Source organism: Lacticaseibacillus zeae DSM 20178 = KCTC 3804 (assembly GCF_000260435.1).
GTDB classification, from domain to species: domain Bacteria; phylum Bacillota; class Bacilli; order Lactobacillales; family Lactobacillaceae; genus Lacticaseibacillus; species Lacticaseibacillus zeae.
The window spans coordinates 18398-35562 of sequence record NZ_BACQ01000022.1 but is presented as its reverse complement, the minus strand read 5'-3'; the positions used below and the strand labels follow the sequence as shown (position 1 = coordinate 35562).

18 protein-coding genes and 1 tRNA gene are annotated in these 17165 nt (G+C 48.2%); 12 read left to right on the top strand and 7 right to left on the bottom strand.

The genetic code is table 11. The features are described from left to right. Window positions 1-28: 28 nt before the first annotated feature. The 4 genes from GSO_RS03695 to GSO_RS03680 all read right to left on the bottom strand — a co-directional run bounded on the left by GSO_RS03695 (window position 29) and on the right by GSO_RS03680 (window position 2843). A complete protein-coding gene (locus GSO_RS03695; protein WP_010489133.1) occupies window positions 29-484 on the bottom strand; it encodes a GNAT family N-acetyltransferase in 456 nt (151 codons plus the stop codon). Between the two features lie 125 nt (window positions 485-609). Continuing rightward, on the bottom strand, window positions 610-1482 hold the full coding sequence (locus GSO_RS03690) for a DegV family protein (protein WP_010489132.1): 873 nt from the start codon (window positions 1480-1482) through the stop codon (window positions 610-612). 201 nt (window positions 1483-1683) lie between these two features. Then, window positions 1684-2607, bottom strand: coding sequence for an SPFH domain-containing protein (locus GSO_RS03685; RefSeq protein WP_010489131.1), 924 nt, complete (start codon window positions 2605-2607; stop codon window positions 1684-1686). Window positions 2608-2648: 41 nt separating this feature from the next. Continuing rightward, a complete protein-coding gene (locus GSO_RS03680) occupies window positions 2649-2843 on the bottom strand; it encodes a hypothetical protein (RefSeq protein ID WP_010489130.1) in 195 nt (64 codons plus the stop codon). A gap of 347 nt (window positions 2844-3190) precedes the next feature. Here GSO_RS03680 and GSO_RS03675 point away from each other — a divergent pair, with 347 nt between their 5' ends. Then, window positions 3191-3916 (top strand): GH25 family lysozyme, encoded by a 726-nt coding sequence (locus tag GSO_RS03675; RefSeq protein ID WP_010489129.1) that lies wholly within the window; start codon window positions 3191-3193, stop codon window positions 3914-3916. Window positions 3917-4045: 129 nt separating this feature from the next. Next, complete coding sequence (locus GSO_RS03670; protein WP_010489128.1) at window positions 4046-4402, top strand: YxeA family protein; 357 nt, start codon at window positions 4046-4048, stop codon at window positions 4400-4402. Window positions 4403-4505: 103 nt separating this feature from the next. On the opposite strand, the gene GSO_RS03665 is transcribed toward GSO_RS03670, so the two are convergent. Next, window positions 4506-4862 (bottom strand): DUF4828 domain-containing protein, encoded by a 357-nt coding sequence (locus tag GSO_RS03665; protein ID WP_010489127.1) that lies wholly within the window; start codon window positions 4860-4862, stop codon window positions 4506-4508. Between the two features lie 208 nt (window positions 4863-5070). Here GSO_RS03665 and GSO_RS03660 point away from each other — a divergent pair, with 208 nt between their 5' ends. The 7 genes from GSO_RS03660 to recQ all read left to right on the top strand — a co-directional run bounded on the left by GSO_RS03660 (window position 5071) and on the right by recQ (window position 11477). Beyond that, entirely contained in the window at window positions 5071-6024 is a 954-nt protein-coding gene (locus GSO_RS03660; protein WP_010489126.1) for a Gfo/Idh/MocA family protein, read from the top strand. Between the two features lie 14 nt (window positions 6025-6038). Next, complete coding sequence (locus tag GSO_RS03655) at window positions 6039-7343, top strand: DEAD/DEAH box helicase (protein WP_010489125.1); 1305 nt, start codon at window positions 6039-6041, stop codon at window positions 7341-7343. A gap of 37 nt (window positions 7344-7380) precedes the next feature. Further along, window positions 7381-7710, top strand: coding sequence for a PTS lactose/cellobiose transporter subunit IIA (locus tag GSO_RS03650; RefSeq protein ID WP_010489124.1), 330 nt, complete (start codon window positions 7381-7383; stop codon window positions 7708-7710). Window positions 7711-7881: 171 nt separating this feature from the next. Next, window positions 7882-8304, top strand: a complete 423-nt coding sequence (locus GSO_RS03645) for a DUF3284 domain-containing protein (protein WP_010489123.1) — start codon at window positions 7882-7884, stop codon at window positions 8302-8304. Between the two features lie 101 nt (window positions 8305-8405). Continuing rightward, window positions 8406-8479, top strand: a tRNA-Arg gene (locus GSO_RS03640). Window positions 8480-8850: 371 nt separating this feature from the next. After that, a complete protein-coding gene (locus GSO_RS03635; protein WP_010489120.1) occupies window positions 8851-9573 on the top strand; it encodes a hypothetical protein in 723 nt (240 codons plus the stop codon). 122 nt (window positions 9574-9695) lie between these two features. After that, window positions 9696-11477 carry a DNA helicase RecQ gene (gene recQ, locus GSO_RS03630; protein WP_010489118.1) on the top strand — a complete coding sequence of 594 codons (1782 nt, stop codon included), beginning with the start codon at window positions 9696-9698 and terminating at the stop codon, window positions 11475-11477. 96 nt (window positions 11478-11573) lie between these two features. Here the strand turns inward: recQ and GSO_RS03625 are convergent, their stop codons facing one another. Continuing rightward, the gene (locus tag GSO_RS03625; protein ID WP_010489116.1) at window positions 11574-12809 is read right to left on the bottom strand and encodes an aminopeptidase; all 1236 of its coding nucleotides are present in this window, start codon (window positions 12807-12809) and stop codon (window positions 11574-11576) included. Between the two features lie 275 nt (window positions 12810-13084). Between GSO_RS03625 and GSO_RS03620 the strand changes: the two genes are divergently transcribed. From GSO_RS03620 to GSO_RS03610, 3 genes are all read left to right on the top strand, one after another. Continuing rightward, entirely contained in the window at window positions 13085-13693 is a 609-nt protein-coding gene (locus GSO_RS03620; protein WP_010489114.1) for a TetR/AcrR family transcriptional regulator, read from the top strand. Between the two features lie 230 nt (window positions 13694-13923). After that, window positions 13924-15300 carry a DUF2252 domain-containing protein gene (locus GSO_RS03615; RefSeq protein ID WP_010489113.1) on the top strand — a complete coding sequence of 459 codons (1377 nt, stop codon included), beginning with the start codon at window positions 13924-13926 and terminating at the stop codon, window positions 15298-15300. A gap of 136 nt (window positions 15301-15436) precedes the next feature. Continuing rightward, a complete protein-coding gene (locus tag GSO_RS03610) occupies window positions 15437-16438 on the top strand; it encodes a YihY/virulence factor BrkB family protein (RefSeq protein ID WP_010489111.1) in 1002 nt (333 codons plus the stop codon). A gap of 77 nt (window positions 16439-16515) precedes the next feature. On the opposite strand, the gene GSO_RS03605 is transcribed toward GSO_RS03610, so the two are convergent. Beyond that, window positions 16516-16977 (bottom strand): flavodoxin, encoded by a 462-nt coding sequence (locus GSO_RS03605; protein ID WP_010489109.1) that lies wholly within the window; start codon window positions 16975-16977, stop codon window positions 16516-16518. Between the last annotated feature and the right edge of the window lie 188 nt (window positions 16978-17165).

The following is a 17165-nucleotide window of genomic DNA, read 5'->3' as shown; positions in this document are numbered from 1 at the left end:
GGCACTGATGACAAGAGCCAGCTTTTTTCTATGCGTCAGGAATCACATGATGATAATGCAGCCACCCGGTTTCCCGTTCGCCAATCTGGTCGTACAAATGCTGAGCGCCTAGATTACTGGTGCGGGTCTGCCAGTTGGCACTTGTGAAGCCTTCATCGGTTGCCAGATCGAATGCCGCGGTCATGAGTTGACGAGCCAGCCCATGGCGGCGGAACTTAGGGGCGACATAGACATTGTTGATGATAAGCAGCGGCTTTAGTGTTCGCGTATCGAAGCTGCGATATAAAATGGCAAAACCGGCCAACTGCTCGTCAAGCTCTGTGACTAATAAATAACCGAGTTCGGAATCAGTACGCAGACGCTCAAGATGTGCTGCCATGGCCGGCGGATCAATAGTGAGTGGTACCGGGCTGTCATGATAATAGCCTTGGACAAGTGGTAATAGATGCGGGATATCTTCTGGCATTGCGCGTCGTGTCGCCATAACGGGCAACCTCCTCGTTTAAAAATATGGCATTTTCAGCTTTCCAATTGGTGAAGTTGATAGAGAAGTATTGTGGCGCTTTTTCCTTAAACACAAGCATATGTGACGGTTGCGGTTACCGATAATTACTGCCGATCTTCCGTTGCCATTGAGAAAACCGCGACACAGCCGAAACCGGTGTGGCTGGCAATTGTCGGCCCGATGTTACCGATTTGCAGTGGGGTTTGTGGCGAGGCTTCATGAAGCCGATCTTTAATAAAGTTAGCTGCCTCCTGATCACCGGAAGTGGAAATGATGACGCGGTGTTGCGGATTTTCCTGAACGGCTTTTAAGGTCTCATTCGCCAAGTCGATGAGCGAGCGTTTGCGAGCGCGGACTTTTCGCACAACTCTTAGTTTCCCTTCAGTATCAACATCCATCACCGGCTTGATATTCAACATGGTACCCAGCGCCGCTGACGTTCGGGAAACCCGACCGCCGTGATAAAGAAAATCAAGCTTGTCAACTGTGAACCACATCCGATAGTCAAGTCGGTGGTCGGTTAACCATTTCGCTAATTCATCGATTGGCATGCCGGCATCGCGTTTATCAATGGCATCAAGAACGAGCTGACCTTCACCGGCACACGCCGCTAAAGTGTCAACTAAATAAATCTGCGCGTCCGGATGCTTCTCCAGCAACATGGCTCGTGCTTGCGTGGCCGAGTTAAAAGTTCCACTCAGGCCGCTGGAAAACCCGATGTAGAGAATGGGTGTTTTTGCCTTAACGTAAGGCGTGAAAAAGTCAACGAACTGGCCGACGTTAACCTGCGTGGTGGTCGGCATGACATTCTGCTTGAGCTGCTGATAAAAGGCGTTGATATCATAATGATCCTCACCAAGATCGTCTTCATATTCCACACCATCAATCGTAAAGTGCATCGAAACGAAATCGACATGATGATCATGCAGTGTCTGATAAGGCAGATCACAACAAGAATCAGTTAAGAGTTGGTACATGGACTCACCTCAAAATACCCGATAAATGCCGGGTTTATTTTAAATCAATACTACGCTGTTTGGCCTGGTTCCGAAAGTGAAGGGGTTGCTACCAACATAACGTATGCCAAAGTGGTTAAAAATTCGGATGCTCTGATGGGCGTTAAATTTACCCAGAACTAAAAAGTCGAAGGGCAACTTGTGCGATTCGACTTAAAAAACTTAATTTTCTTTCGTATCAGACTTCTGGTTAAACAACTTGCCTAACGCCGGCAGAGTGCCTAATGAATCAATGGCCGTGCTTGGTAAAACAACCGTGTTAGCCGTGCCTTTAGCCAAGGCCTCGATGGCTTCAACATTCTTGTACTTCAAATATAAGTCGCCATTGTCGATCAACCCAGCATTGATTGAGTTGATTTGATCCTTAACGGCAGCAGCGATTAACCGTTGACTTTCCGCGTGACCCTGAGCTTGGAGAATCTGCGTTTGCTTATTGGCTTCAGCTTCCAAAATGGCTGCCTGCTTTTCACCTTCAGCTTTGGCAATAGCTGCTTGTTTGTGGCCTTCCGCTTCCATGATGTTGGCTTCCTTTTCCCGTGAAGCCCGGAGTAGTTTGTTCATGGAATCCTGAATCGTGGCGTCCACTTGAATGGAATCAATGTTGACCCGGTCGACATTCAAGCCATAACCGGCAGTTGTTTCGGCAATTTGTTGAAACAAGGTTTGGTTAATGGTTTCGGTGCCGTTCAAAACATCGTTCAGATCCATATTCCCGATAATGCCCCGCAAATTAGCTCGGGTATCCTGAACCATTGAAAGCACGGAATCCTTGTTTTGGTAAACATACGCGTTGACATCGGTAATGTGATACTTAAGTGTTTCGGAAATCCGCACGACAACGTTATCTTTTGTGATGACTTCCTGCTCGTCAACTTTTAACGGAATCTGCTTCATGTTGACAATTTCGGTGATGCGATAGATAAACGGCGGCACCACATGAAAACCAGGCTGCAGCGTTGCCACATATTTACCAAGTCGCTCGACGATGCCAACTTCGCCAGTGTGGATAATCGCAACGCTGGTGAAAAGCACGGCGATGACGATGACTAAAACAATCACTGCGATTGAAATAAGAACAACATTCATAGACAAGACCCCCTTGAGTCGAAACCAATATACTATGCGGCCTAATACTCTAACCGATGTTCCGGTTTTACGACGCCAAGAAACAACGGAGAAACAGCATTCACCACGACCAAGTCGCCGGCAACCGCATCATCGTTGACGCGATAATGATAATGAATGCCATAAAGCGTTATCTCGCCATGCCGCGCTGAAGTTGGCAAAACAAACGTTGTTCCCAAAAGCCGATCATCAAGCATGGCTGCCGCTCCTTTCTAAGCGTTTTCTGACTAACAACAGTTCAAAATTCTAACCATTATCATCACAAGCTAATTCTAAAGCACGGTTGGTGGAAAGACAATCAGGACGGCTCAGCGACAGTAAGCTTTATGGCGAGGATCGTTGCGGTATTGATGAAGCACTGAGTCTGGGTTTTAGCATGCGCCGTTAAATACCGGATTACCGTAGTAAAAAAGTCATTTTGTATGTTCATGGTCAAGAATTTTCTAACCCTATTATCCGAAAAGTGTTTGACTTTGTTACAATAAGACCAATCAAAGCGGCCGTTTGCCTATAAATGGGGATGCGGCGATAAGGGAGGATTTTTTTGCGGAGTCGGCGGGTCATTTATGCAGATACTTATCGCCATCGGTGGCACCGGTGGTTATTCATCGCCAGTGGCATACTGGCAGTTTTGTTGCTGGTAGGGTGGTGGCTGCAGCGCAATCCGCGCCCAGATCCGGCAACGTATCCCATTTTGGGCATACGGTTGGACCAAACAGATGGGGTTCAGGATTTTGATCGTTTACGCGCCAGTAAAGTCAGCTTTGTTTACCTCAAAGCGACTGAAGGCAGCAGCTATTTTGATGACAATTTCAATACCAATTTTGATCAAGCCGCTGGCAGCAGGCTTAGTATTGGGGTTTATCATGTTTTCAGTTTTGAAACCACACCGCAAGCGCAAGCACTTCAGTTTGAGCGAAAAGTCGGGTCGAATATTGGTGATCTGCCCATCGGCATTTATTTAAGTTATTACAGTGAGCGAAAGCCAAGTGCTGCATGGCTGACTCAGCATTTGAATGCGTTTATAACGGCTATTCAGCAGCAATACCATCGGCCGGTACTATTGATGGGGAGTCCTGATATTTTAGCAAAAGTTAAGCCGGTTGTGCCTCAAGCACCACGGTGGATCGTAAGCGACAAACAGCCAGCGCAAAAGGGCAACTTTTGGCAGTATACAGCGGGTGCCCGTATCCCCAACGGCCCGCAAGCAACTTATCGCGTAGCCGTATTTATGGGAAAGCGAAGCAGCTTCTTGCGGCTGGCGCAATAGGCTTTCAGTCGCTCAATCATCCTGACCATTCGCAAAACGCGCTGATCTAACAAAACTGTTCGTTAAATGTTCGCCGAAACCATTCTCGATTGTGGCATATTGGGCCATACTGATAGCGAGGTGAACAGGATGAAAAAAGTACTGATCGGCCTGGTCGTGCTGGTTGTACTCGTTTTTGGCGGTTTAAAGATTTTTGAAATCACCAATTATGGCGGTACCACGTACTACACAAAAATTACCAACACTGGTCAGCGGGTCACCAATCGTGATGATGAAGGCAACAAGCACACGATTTACGCTTACGATCTGCCTGGCTTTGATGAGCGAGGCGGCTTACAACAGTTGAAGTTTAATGCGAATCGAGATCGTCCGTTAAGAAAAAATGCGTTTCTGAAAGTCACCTATAATGATAAAAAAGGCGTCACCAGTTGGGAAAGCATCTCACGTTCACAGGTTCCCAAAGCAGCGTTGGCCAAGCTTGAGTAGGCCATCATAAAAAGACAGCAAAAAGTGCCGGTCCGCAATGGATCGGCACTTTTTGGGCTATTAGCGTAAGTCGGCTTCTGCACTGGTGAATAGCTGATGCTTGTCACGCACTCGGAATAATAATGGCATATGTGGCGTCTTCAGCTTCGTCATAAATGGTCTGTGGGCCATTGTCGTCTGCCGTAATGACCAGTTTGTATCCATAGTGATCAAGAAAAGTCAGTTCGTTAATGGTAATCCCGACCACTTGCCCTGGCAGGATTTTATTGTCGATTGCGATCTGCAGCTGCGGCGAGATCGCTAGCGAGTGGGTCTTGTTGGTCTGTTCATCAAGAAAAGCAAAGCTTCCCGTGAAGTTCTTTGCCAATGCCATTGCCGGATTCGGGGCTTTGCCCTTATCCTTGTGATGATGACCGCGGTGCGCGAGTGCATATTTCAACCCGCGTAAAAAACTCGCCATGTTTTCGACCTCCCATTTTTATCTATGCTTAGTCTACCATGAGTTTTTTATTTAGTGGTTACAGTGGTGCTGTTTTTCTGTTACTGGGCTGTTACAATAATCATGAACGGTTCTAATGGCCTTTAATTTAGGCCATGGCTGAATCAAAAAAGAACGTGCACAGTTGCGTCTGAATGCAGCTGTGATCATGTTTGAAGGAGGACTTGCCATGTTGAAACTCGGCGTGATCGGAACAGGATGGATCACCAAGCAATTCGTGGCTGCAGCAAAGGCCACCAATGCCTTTGAGCTGACGGCAGTTTATTCGCGACACGAAGAAAGCGCTCAGTCATTCATCGACCAGACGGCACCTGCAACGGCGTATACGAAGATGGACGATTTTCTGGGCAGTGATGTGGACGTGGTGTATATTGCCAGTCCTAATAGTCTGCACGCCTCGCAAGCGCTGGCGGCACTTGATGCTGACAAGCACGTGATTGTTGAAAAGCCATTGGTCGCAACAGCCATGGAATTCGAGAAATTAGATGAAGCGTTGCGCAAAAAGCCACAACTGTACCTTTTTGAAGCTGCGCGCCACGTCTATGAGCATAACTTCCAGGTGGTCAACGATTTCACCCACCGCCAGCAAATCGATGGCGCGACTCTCACGTATATGAAGTATTCGTCCAAATATGATGCCTTTTTGGCTGGCAAATTGCCGAATGTTTTCAACCCCGAGTTCGCCGGCGGTGCCTTAATGGATCTGGGCATTTATCTGGTTTACGATGCCGTTGCCTGGTTCGGGGTTCCTGACAACGCCGTTTACCTGCCGCATTTTCTTAAAAGCGGCGTTGATGGCGATGGTGTAGCGCGGTTGGATTATGGCGACTTTTCTGTTACATTGATCACCGGCAAAACCACCAATAGTTCGCTGCCATCGGAGATTTATTCCGGCAGGCAGACCTTGACGATGGATAATGCAGCGGAACTTGAGACGATCAAACTTGACGATCAGGTTTTAAGCACCGAAAAGCTGGCTAACCCAATGGAAGCGGAGGCTGCTTACTTTGCCAAGGCAATTACCGGTCAGGATCGGAATGCCTTTGATAAAGCTTGGCAACTCGCCAAGGAAGTACACCAAGTCATGTCGATTCTGCGGACTTCCGCTAATCTGGACTTTTAGTGAGGACGATCATTTTGACAATTGCAACCCCGTTTCAAAAACGGTGGCAGGCTGATGGCTTTACTGAGCAAACGCCGATTCAAGCCGCTGTTTATCAGCCGCTAAAAACCGATGAAGATGTGATTGGCCTGGCACCAACCGGATCGGGTAAAACGCTGGCATTTGGCTTACCTTTATTAGAAAAAATCGTGCCGGGTGATGGCCTTCAGCTGCTTATTTTGGCACCTTCACAAGAGTTGGCTATCCAGACGCGCGACGTGTTAACGCCGTACGCGCAAGATATCCATGTCAACGTTCAAGGCATTATCGGCTCGGCGAACGTGAAGCGGCAGTTGACGCGGCTTAAAGAGAAACCGGAAGTAATTGTGGCGACAGCAGGACGCTTGTTGGAACTGATCCAATCACACAAGTTAAAGCTGGCCGGTTTGCAAACACTGGTCGTTGACGAAGCCGATGAAATGTTGCGGGATCCCGGCTTTGCGCAGGTTCGGGAAATTGCTGCGGCAGCTCCGGCCGAAACGCAACTGGCATTTTTCTCCGCCACGCCAAGTCCCTATTTCAAGGAAATGTCTAAGTGGTTTGGCAAAACGCCTAAATTGATTGACGTCCGTGCCATCGACAAGACGCAAGGAACGGTTCGGCATCTTTTCTTACAAACCGATCGCGCGCATCAAATTGATTGGTTGCGTACGCTGGCCCACACTGATGGCTTCAAGGCACTGGTTTTCTTCAATCAAAATGCTTCGTTAGAACGAGCTGCCGGCATTTTGCGCCATCAGGCCGTCCGTTTTGCCGTATTGTCGCGGGAAGGTCGCCAGACTAGCCGGCAAAAGGCGCTAACCGATTTTCGGCATGGTCGCGTGACTTTGTTATTAGTGACAGATATGGCAGGCCGTGGGTTGGATATTCCCAAGCTGCCGGCCGTGGTGAACTTTGATCCGCCAAAGCGAGCCGAAGTATATATTCATCGCGCCGGACGCACCGGCCGCATGGGTGAGTCAGGGCTGGTCGTGACCTTGGGGGATGATCATGATCGCCGTGACTTGGCCAAGCTGGTACCGCAATATGGGATTCACCGGGCGTATATGGTCGATGGAAAGTTAGTCGACACGCCACCTGCACCATCGACAGACACGTCAAAAGACAATGCCACCACTGATTCAGCAGCTCAGGTACCTAAGCAAAAGTCCGCACAAAAAATGCTTAAGAAAGAGCAGTCGGCTAAAGCAGCTGATCCGGGCGAGAAGCCGCATCGTAAGCATAAAAAAAATCGCGTACGGGATCGGCGGAATAAAGGTAAGCATAAGAAACAGCCATGAGACGAAATCAGCGGTATGATAGGGACGGAGGGCAGTCATGGAAAGTATGAAGGCGGAACAAATGGCTGCTATGATGACGCTGATGAGTGCAGCCGGTGATGCGCAAAAAGCGACGATGGCAGCGATTGATGCAGCCAAAGCCGATCAAATCGAACGCAGCCGCAAACTTTTGAAACACGCGGATGCGAAGCTCAAGCAAGCTCACCAAGCTCAGACTCAAATGCTGACGTACGAAGCACGAGGTCAAAAAGTTGACGTCACCTTATTAATGGTGCACAGTCAGGATCATCTTATGAGTGCTATGACAATTCGTCGACTTGCCGATGAGATTATTGATCTTTACCAGCAAATCCATGCCCAAAAGTAAAACGGGTGGCTGTGGCAGGTGTCAGCATAACCGTCGTCACCATAACGTGTTCGCCGGCGCAGGGGTCGGCGTGTAAGGGCCTTGGAAGCCCGAGTCGTCACGTCCAAGGCCACTTACACGCCGATTCCTAAGCGCGCCGACTCACGCTCACAAGTAAGAGAGGTAATCCCCATGAAAATTGAAAAGACATTACAGACACCGGCAGCATTTTTATATAGTAAAATCGTAGCGCCGGTCCAAGCTGATATTATCGCAGCAGGCCATCAGCCAGTTGATATGGCTGAGCTTGGTGGTTTTACCTACCGCAAGCAGTTTCCTGATGGTGAATGGGCACAGGTGAAAGTCACACAAAATGTGATCAATCGCGAATTTGCGATGCTGACAATGACGCGTTTCTCACGGTTCAAAGTCCGTTATTTGATCACGCCATTGAGTGCTGCAGCTAGTCGCGTTCAGGTGAGTGAAACCGTTCAGCCGATCAACTGGGTTGCACAGCTCAAACAGATGGTCACGGAACTTCTGGTTGGCCACAAACGCCGACGTAACGTTGGGAGAATGCTCGACTCGATTGAACGGTCGTATCGAACTGCATAACAAGTAAGCTAAAAGACAATGATCAATGACCACTATTAGCAGTTAACATGCAGAATGCATTTGAATTGCGCTGCGGCTTTTGGCATAATTGACGTTGTCTGGTGCCCTTAGCTCAGCAGGATAGAGCGGCCGCCTCCTAAGCGGCAGGTCATCGGTTCAATTCCGATAGGGCACAGTCAAAAGCACAGTCAAGAGGCTGTGCTTTTTGTTAGAGCGCGAACAGGCCCGGTTAGAAACCGGAGCATAAGTGGCCTCAGACCTAAATGGCTGGTCTTTGGCCATTTAGGTCTGAGGTCCTTATGTGTAGGTTTCTGGGCCTGCGAGCGCGTTTTCACGGCAGTGTCGGTACCATGGCCCGGTCTTGGCCATTGCGCCTGAGATCCTTACACGTAGATTTCTGCGCCAGTGAGCGCGTTCGCGGTAGTATCGGACAAACTTTCCTTAAACGGGCTTGCCTTTGAATACTGCGTCTAAGAACTGATACCCTTAATCTTGCGCAAATAAACATATTTCGACCTTCCGTTCACACTAAAGGAGGATGCCCACATGCAGGCTTTTATGAATGTTTATGTCCCCGGCTGGTTGATCTTCATTGGTGGCATCCTGCTGATCAGCGCGGTTAACGGCGCAACCGTTCAAGCAATGGTCAATCATGCTGGCCGATCTAACACGCAAATCTGGTACATGAAGCCAGGCATTTTTGTTCACGAGTTGTTGCATGCGGCGGTTGCACGATTATTTGGCTTGCAGGTGACGAATTTTTCGTTGCGAGCTGATCCGTTGCAAGGCAGCGCCGCACATGTCAGTTTGCGGTATGATCGGCATGATCCGCTGGCCCAGCTAGGGTTGTTTTTATCCAGCAGCGCACCGGTTTGGGGTATCAGCGTTGTTTTGCTAGTCCTTGGCCGGTGGGCGTTTTTCCCGGCAGGCAATCAGGTGTGGGAAGTGCTGGCGGCTTCATCGAGTCTCAGCGAAAAATGGGTCATGATGCGCAGCATGGTGGTGATTAACTGGCAGTGGCTGGCTATTTTTCTAGTCGTAACCCTGATTTTGACGCCAGGGGTCGCTTTATCGCACCGCGACCTGCAGAATATGTGGCAAAGTGCGCCGGTTGCGTTTTTAGGCACTATCGTCATTTTCTGTCTCTTCCTCACGTTCTGGCCAGCGGGCTTCGCGTGGTGGACTTTATTGAATTTGAATTTATTGTTACTTGATTTGATGGTGTTAGGCTTTAGTTTGGTTATTTGGTTTGTGGTTAATTTGCTTTGAACGTGATCATTAGCGGCAGTTGGATGGTGTAACATGTCTAAGTTGATACTTTTGAAAAGGGTATCTGCCATCGTTATCAAAATCTATAATTAGGGCAAGCAAAACCGGTTAGGAGGACAAGTATGGTTGTCACGCAACCAACGACGATTTTAAAAGAAAAATTCGGTTACGATCATTTTCGAACCGGCCAAAAACAGGCAATTGATCGCGTGATGGCGGGAGAAAGCACCTTAGTCGTGATGCCGACCGGTGGTGGTAAGTCGTTGTGCTATCAGGTGCCGGCTATGTTACTGCCAGGATTGACATTGGTGGTGTCGCCTTTGATTGCCTTGATGAAGGATCAGGTTGACGCTTTAAATGACAATGATATTCCAGCGACATTTATCAACAGCACCCTTGATTATCAGACAATTAATGAGCGACTGAATCAGGCAAAATCGGGGCAGATCAAATTGTTGTATGTGGCTCCGGAACGATTTGACAACGATTGGTTTGTGCAGCAACTTGCCGCGACGCATGTGGCGCTTTTTGCCATTGATGAAGCCCATTGTATTTCGCAGTGGGGCCATGATTTCCGGCCGAGTTATCTGAATCTTGCCCAGGTTGCTGCCCAGTTGCCGGCACATCCGCCTGTAATTGCCTTGACTGCAACCGCTACACCGCGGGTCAGTCAGGATATTTGTCAACGTCTGATGATTCCGGATGATGGGGTCATTAATACCGGATTTGAACGCGATAACCTTAGCTTTAAAGTGGTTCGTGATCAGGACGAAGATCGTTATTTATTGGACTATCTTAAACTTAATGCCGACCAATCCGGCATTATTTACGCGAGCACTCGCAAAGAGGTGGATCGCCTTTATACATTTTTGGAACATAAAAAATTACCGGTGGCAAAGTATCACGCCGGTATGACTGAAAAGCAGCGGGCAACCAATCAAGAAGATTTTCTGTTTGATCGTAAGCCGATTATGATTGCGACGAACGCATTTGGAATGGGTATTGATAAAAGTAACGTTCGTTTCGTGATTCATGCACAAATTCCCAAAGATCTTGAGTCTTATTATCAAGAAGCTGGGCGGGCCGGACGAGATGGCTTGCCAAGTGAAGCCATTTTGTTGTTCAAACCGCAAGATTTACAGGTGCAACGGTTCTTCATTGACCAATCCGAAGGTGACGAGGCCCACAAAGAGCGGCAATATGACAAGCTAAAAACAATGGAACGTTATGCCAATACCGATCAGTGTCTACAACAGTTCATTTTGGATTATTTTGGGCAAACAGGAACCAAGCCATGCGGACGCTGCTCCAATTGTCTTGATGATCGCGAATCGGTTGACGTGACCATTGATGCACAGAAGGTGTTGTCATGTGTCGTACGGTTGCACGAACGATTCGGCAAAGGCGTCGTTGCCCAAGTGCTCGCAGGTGCGCACAATCAGCGCGTCTTGTCGTTTCACCTGGATCAGCTGTCTACATACGGCTTGATGAAAAATCGGCGACAGCGTGATATCACGACATTTATCGACTTTTTGACAGCTGGCGGGTATCTCGAAACTCGCGGCGGCCAGTATCCGACACTTGGGCTTACCGCCAAAGGAGCCGAAGTTTTACGCGGCCAGGCAACTGTTTTCCAGAAAACCGCGCAGAAAGCGAAGCAAACACTGGAAGTTGACGACACGGTCTTCCAGGAATTGCGCAGTACTCGGCGCCAGTTGGCAGAGCAACAGCACTTGCCGCCTTATATGATCTTCTCGGATAAAACGCTAAAGGCAATCGGCAGCGCAATGCCGCAAACGATGGATGAATTTTTGGCGGTCAAAGGCGTCGGCCAAGCTAAACTCGATAAATACGGGCAAATCTTTTTGGACGTTTTAAAAGCGATCCAACCGGAAAAAGCATGACACTGTGTTTCAATCAAAAACCGAACCAAGGCATTTTCGCAATTGTTGCAAAATGCTTTGATTCGGTTTTTTTAAACGCTGCTATGATGCTGGACACTATGCCCAGTCGCCGTTGCGGAAGATGGGTACCACAGTGCCGTCGGGTTTAATGCCGTCAATGTTCATGTTGGCGGAGCCCATCATGAAGTCAACATGGGTAGGGCTTTGATTTAAGCCTGCCGTCCTTCGTTGTTCGGCGTTCATTGCCATGCCGTCTTTGACCGAAAATGGATAGGCTTGGCCGAGTGCCATGTGATCTGACGCATTTTCGTCATAAAGGGTATTGAAGAAAATAAGCCCGGATTGCGAGATGGGGGATGGATCCGGCACCAGCGACACTTCGCCTAGTGAACGGGCGCCAGGCGTTTTGAGTAGGTTTTGCAAAACATCATTCCCCCGATCGGCATGGGCGTTCACAACTTGCCCGTTTTTAAACGTAAATTGCATGCCTTCCAGGATCTGGCCGGTGTAGCTAAGGGGCTTGGTCGAAACAACTGTGCCGTCGATTCGCCGGAAATCCGGAGCCGTGAAGACTTCTTCCGTTGGCATGTTGGCCATGAATTCTTCGCCGCGCGGATTGAAGGCGCCACCGCCCTTCCAAATGTGATTCTTTGGCAAGCCAACGACCAAATCCGTCCCCGGCGCCATGTAATGCAGTTGATCAAATTGTTCATTCGTCAGCCATTTCGCCTTTGCGCTCAATTTCTGATCGTGCGTTTTCCAAGCGGCTTCTGGATCAGGCTGGTCAATGCGGGTAGTTTTGAAAATCGCTTCCCACAACCGGTCAGTTGCTTCTTGCGGCGTTTTGGCGTCAGGGAAAACTTTCTGCGCCCATGCTGGACTGGCGGCACCGATAATCGTCCAGCTAATGCTCATTGAGCTGATGGCGTTCATCAGGCGTTGGTAGGCTTTCGTGAAAGCTTCCTGATAGTTGGCAATTCTTGCCGGATCAATGGCGGCTAAATTGTCCGGGTCACTCGAGATGACGGTGATCCGTTTGGCTTGGTGATCGACCCAGTAATCAAATTGGCCTTTAACAAAAGGCGGAATATTGAAGAGGCGGTCCTCGGCCATATGTGCCATGTCCAGACGTTTGAGCGTATCGTCAGACCACTGAACCTGAACTTCCGCCGCACCGCGTTGATAAGCGGCGGCAACAATCAGGCGGGCAAGCGGGGCCTGGTCCACGGCAATCTGCAAATAGACGGTATCGCCGGGTTTGACGGCAACACCAATGTCCACCGCCAGATCGGCGTATTGTTTAAGCTTTTCGTTAAAGTTGGCTAATGGCATAATGGGATCCCTCCAAGTAGTTTGGCAACAGTTTACCATAGTCAGATCGCTGACTGACGTAAGATGCCTCGGGCTGGTATCAAAAAATGTCAAAATAAATTAAGAAAAACTGAAATTTCTTTATGAATTCTGTTCCTTTATGCTTTCATCTCTGGTAAAATAACAGCAAGGCACGGGGTATATCTTTTGGAGTGGAGATGTTGCCCCAAGTGCCTAAAATTTAGTTGTGTGCAAGTTAGTTTTAAATAACTTTTAAAGAAAGTAAGGGGAACAATATGGCACGAAAGAAAACTATCACGCATGATCAGATTCTCAATGCAGCATATGATCTGGTCGTGGAACAAGGCTTTAAGAGTTTTACCGCACGGAATATTGCGAAGAAGATGAACTGCTCAACCCAGCCGATTTATTTAGAATTCAAGAATATGGCTGAATTAAAGCAAGCCGTCATGGATCGAATCAAAGAACTGTTGGCATTGAAGATGGCGAAGCATTATACGAATGATCCGGTTGTTGACTTGGGGTTGGCTTACATTTACTTTGCACTAGAGAATCGTCCGCTTTACCGCGCGGTTTTTGTTGAAGATCATTTTGGGGTTGACGAGATGCGCGAATATGCAATGAGTACGGCTATGCGCGTCTTTGATGCTTATGAACCTGCCAAAAACTTAAGCGAAGCGCAATTGCGCAACACGATTTGTGGGGTATGGATTGTTGCGACCGGGATTGCTAATTTGATGGCACCGGGCTTCATCGATATCACCCGCGATCAAATGGTCGACATTTTAACCGCTGTGACGCAAGACTTTATTGTTAATGGTCGGTTTTCAGACGACCCGCGAATCTCATGGTTTGAAAAAGCCCAAATCGCACAAGGATATTAAACGATAAACTGGGGAACATCGTTTTTCCGTGCGTCATGTTGTCTATAAACTAATGTGAATAAAAACCTGCTTGCCAACTGGCCATTGTAAGACCGCATGCAAGCAGGTTTTTTTGTTGCTTCGGCGCTCACAACACTGGAAAACCGCGCAACAATGCGCTACTTTTGACTTACCAAGTGTTATCCTATCAAAATGAAACGGACGGCACCTAAACCAAGAAGGAGTCAGCTATGGGAAGTTCATCAGACATTAAAGATTTATTGCGCGAGCGAGTCGCAGCCAAGTATACGATTGATGATTTGAAGGAGACCGGGAAAAAGATTCGGGAGACCGCCCCGATTGAGAGCCTCGCTGCTGTTAGTAAAATTAATCGTGATCCGGTTCAGTTTATTAATAGTGTGGAACAAAATTTGACGGAATCGCTATTGCCGATGCGTCACCAGCGCATGGGAGCATCGCAGGCGGCCTTTTTCCGTGGCACTGCCGAACTGATGGCCTATGATCTGCGTCAAGGAGAGAAATCCGGGATCAATCTGTTAATCGATGGCGATGCGCATTTACAAAACTTCGGCTTTTACGCCTCACCGGAACGGAATTTGCTGTTCGACCTCAATGACTTTGACGAAGCCCAGATTAATAGTTTTGAGTTTGACATCAAACGTCTACTGACCAGTGTTTATCTGCTTGGCGATCAGCAGGGGTTTGCGGCCGATAAGCTAGATGAGCTCGTGCAAACCGATGCCAGCATTTATCGCAAAACCTTACGGGACCTGTTCAAGCTCGGTGCCTTGGACCGCTTCTATCAATCCACTGAAGTCAAGCACCTGATGCAGGAAATTCCCGGCGCAGAAGACTCGCAATTGTTGGCGAAATTCGTTAAAAAAGCGACAAAACGCAATAATGATTCTGTCGTTAAAAAATATACCCTGACAACTGATGATGGCCACATGCGGTTCAAAGACGATCCGCCGAGTTCCGTGCGGCTTGACCAAGCAACTTACCAGGCGATTTACGATGGGTTTACCCAGTATCGCAAGACCACCCGCGCGGATATTCTGGTTTTGTTAAGCCAGTATCGGATTACAGATATCATTCATCATAGTGTCGGCATTGGCAGCTTCGGGACGAACTGCTACTTGGTTTTGCTCAGCGGCTTAGGCGGCGGCCATATAGTGCTGCAAGTCAAGGAAGCATTGCCGCCACGGCAGGAACTGTTGCCGCATACCGAACGCATGACTTTGCAACAGGAAGTCAGTCAAGGGCAGCGAATCATTGCCGCCCAGATGATTCTTCAAAAAGCTTCTGACCCTTTTTTAGGCTGGTTTAATGTCGGCGATAAAAGTTATTATGTTCGCCAGTTTCGGGATATGAAAGGATCGGTGGATCTGGAGGAACTCAACTTCACTGAATTTCAGTATTATACCCAGATTACGGCCTACCTTTTGGCGATGGCGCATGCCCAAACACCGCAGGCAGCAGTCGTCACCGGTTATCTGGATAAGCATTTCGACAGCGCGGTTCAGCGGTGGAGCAAGTGGTATTTAAATCAGGTTAAAGCCGATTATTCAGCTTTTCTCCGTGCAGTTGACACCCATCTTCTGGCGTGATCGGCGAGGCGCCATTTTGAAGATTGTCATTATTCAAATGATTTATGAATCAAAATATGTTTTGCTTGTTTTTACTAGATTAACTCTGGCAAAATTAAAGAGAGCCTTAATCATTGGCTGGGAAGGAGGGTAAAGCATGGCGCGGAAAAATCATCGTAAAAAACGACCGTTACTTTCAACGGAGCAACAGGCCATGATCCGTTCGGGCCAGATGGCATTAGCAGAGATGAAGTTGCCGCGCCGGACCAAGTTTTGGGTCTTTGTCCGCTTGGCAATGAATCGTGTGGCTGAATCCAATATCGGCCAAAGTGCGGCGGCTATCGCTTACTATGCGTTATTATCGCTCTTTCCCTTAATCTTATTTGTTGCCAACGCCTTGCCATACCTGGGGCTGACTTACCGTAGTTTAGCAACTTATTTGACACAGGCGGTGCCTTCGAATGTGATGAAGTGGCTCGATCCGGTGATTGCCAATTTATTGAACACAAGTAGTGGCGGGTTATTGGGAATCGGTGCGGTCGCCACATTGTGGGCCGCTAGCCTAGGCGTGAATGGCCTGAAGATGGGCTTTAATCAGGTTTATGGTGTGGACGCCACACAAAACTTCATTATTCAACGGCTGTTGTCGATGCTCATGACTTTCATGCTGATTATTGTGATGGGCACGATTTTGATTGCCTTTGCATTTGGCCGCCAATTTCTCGAATGGCTGATTCCTTTGTTGCGGCTGAACGATGATTGGCTAAAAACATTTAATACCTTACGTTGGCCGGTGACCGTTACCGCATTATTCATCATCATTATGTTTCTTGATTACTTTTTACCGAATGTCAAAATCAAAATATGGACGGTGCTGCCCGGCACGGCGTTCACGGTGATTGGCTGGCTTTTGATTGCCCAGGCGTTTTCGTTATACATGCACTATTTTGGCACCCGTTACCTGTCGTACGGCACTATTGGCACGTTTATTGCGATTATGTTATGGCTGAATTTCTCGGCGCTGGTCTTGCTGTGGGGCGCGGTCATCAATGCGCTGACGGCAGAGTATTTCATCGGTCGGCTTCATCGCAGTAAGGGAAAAGTCCACGACTTTGTGAAGCGGCGGGTAAAAACGCCGCGGCCAAAAGAGGAATCCTAATGAATTCAATTTGCCTTCAGCGGCACAATAAAAGGCTCGCGCGACAACCTGCGCGAGCCTTTTGGGTTCAGTTTATTTTATTGCATAGATTTGAATTTTTCGACTAACTGTTTGGTGAAGGCCTCTAGATGCTTGATATCGTCTTCTTCAGGAGAAAGATCGATTTTAACATTCTCGGCTCCCTTGGTTGCGCCGGTTTTGGCGAAGGCTTTGTCGAAATCATCGACAGACGTGGCAAAGTCGTCATAGAACCGATCGCCGCTGCCACAACAGCCATATACTTTACCGGTCAGGTCGAGATCCTGAAGCTCTTCATAAAAGTCAACCGCTTCATCCGGTAACTCGCCGTCACCAACATCCGAATAGGTGTAAGTTGCCGTCACACAAATATCCACATCTTCAAAATCGCTAGCCAAGGCTTGCGAAACTTCTGTGGTGGTGACATCGACATTCAAATCTTCAAAAGCCTCTTCAACAATACTGGCGATGTCTTCATTGTTACCGGTTAGGCTGGCATATACAATTCTTGCGCTTGCCATTTTCTTTATTCATCCTCCTAAAAAACAGCCCTCTAATTCCGATGACGGCGAGGCTGTTGTTCTTGCTCATTCGCCTGATTATAGCATAGGGTGACAATTTCTGGGCGATTCATTCGTCATACCGGCTACACTCGCGCTCTTTTCCAATTAATGCTACACTAATTGCGAGTTAAAATCGTATTGGAAAG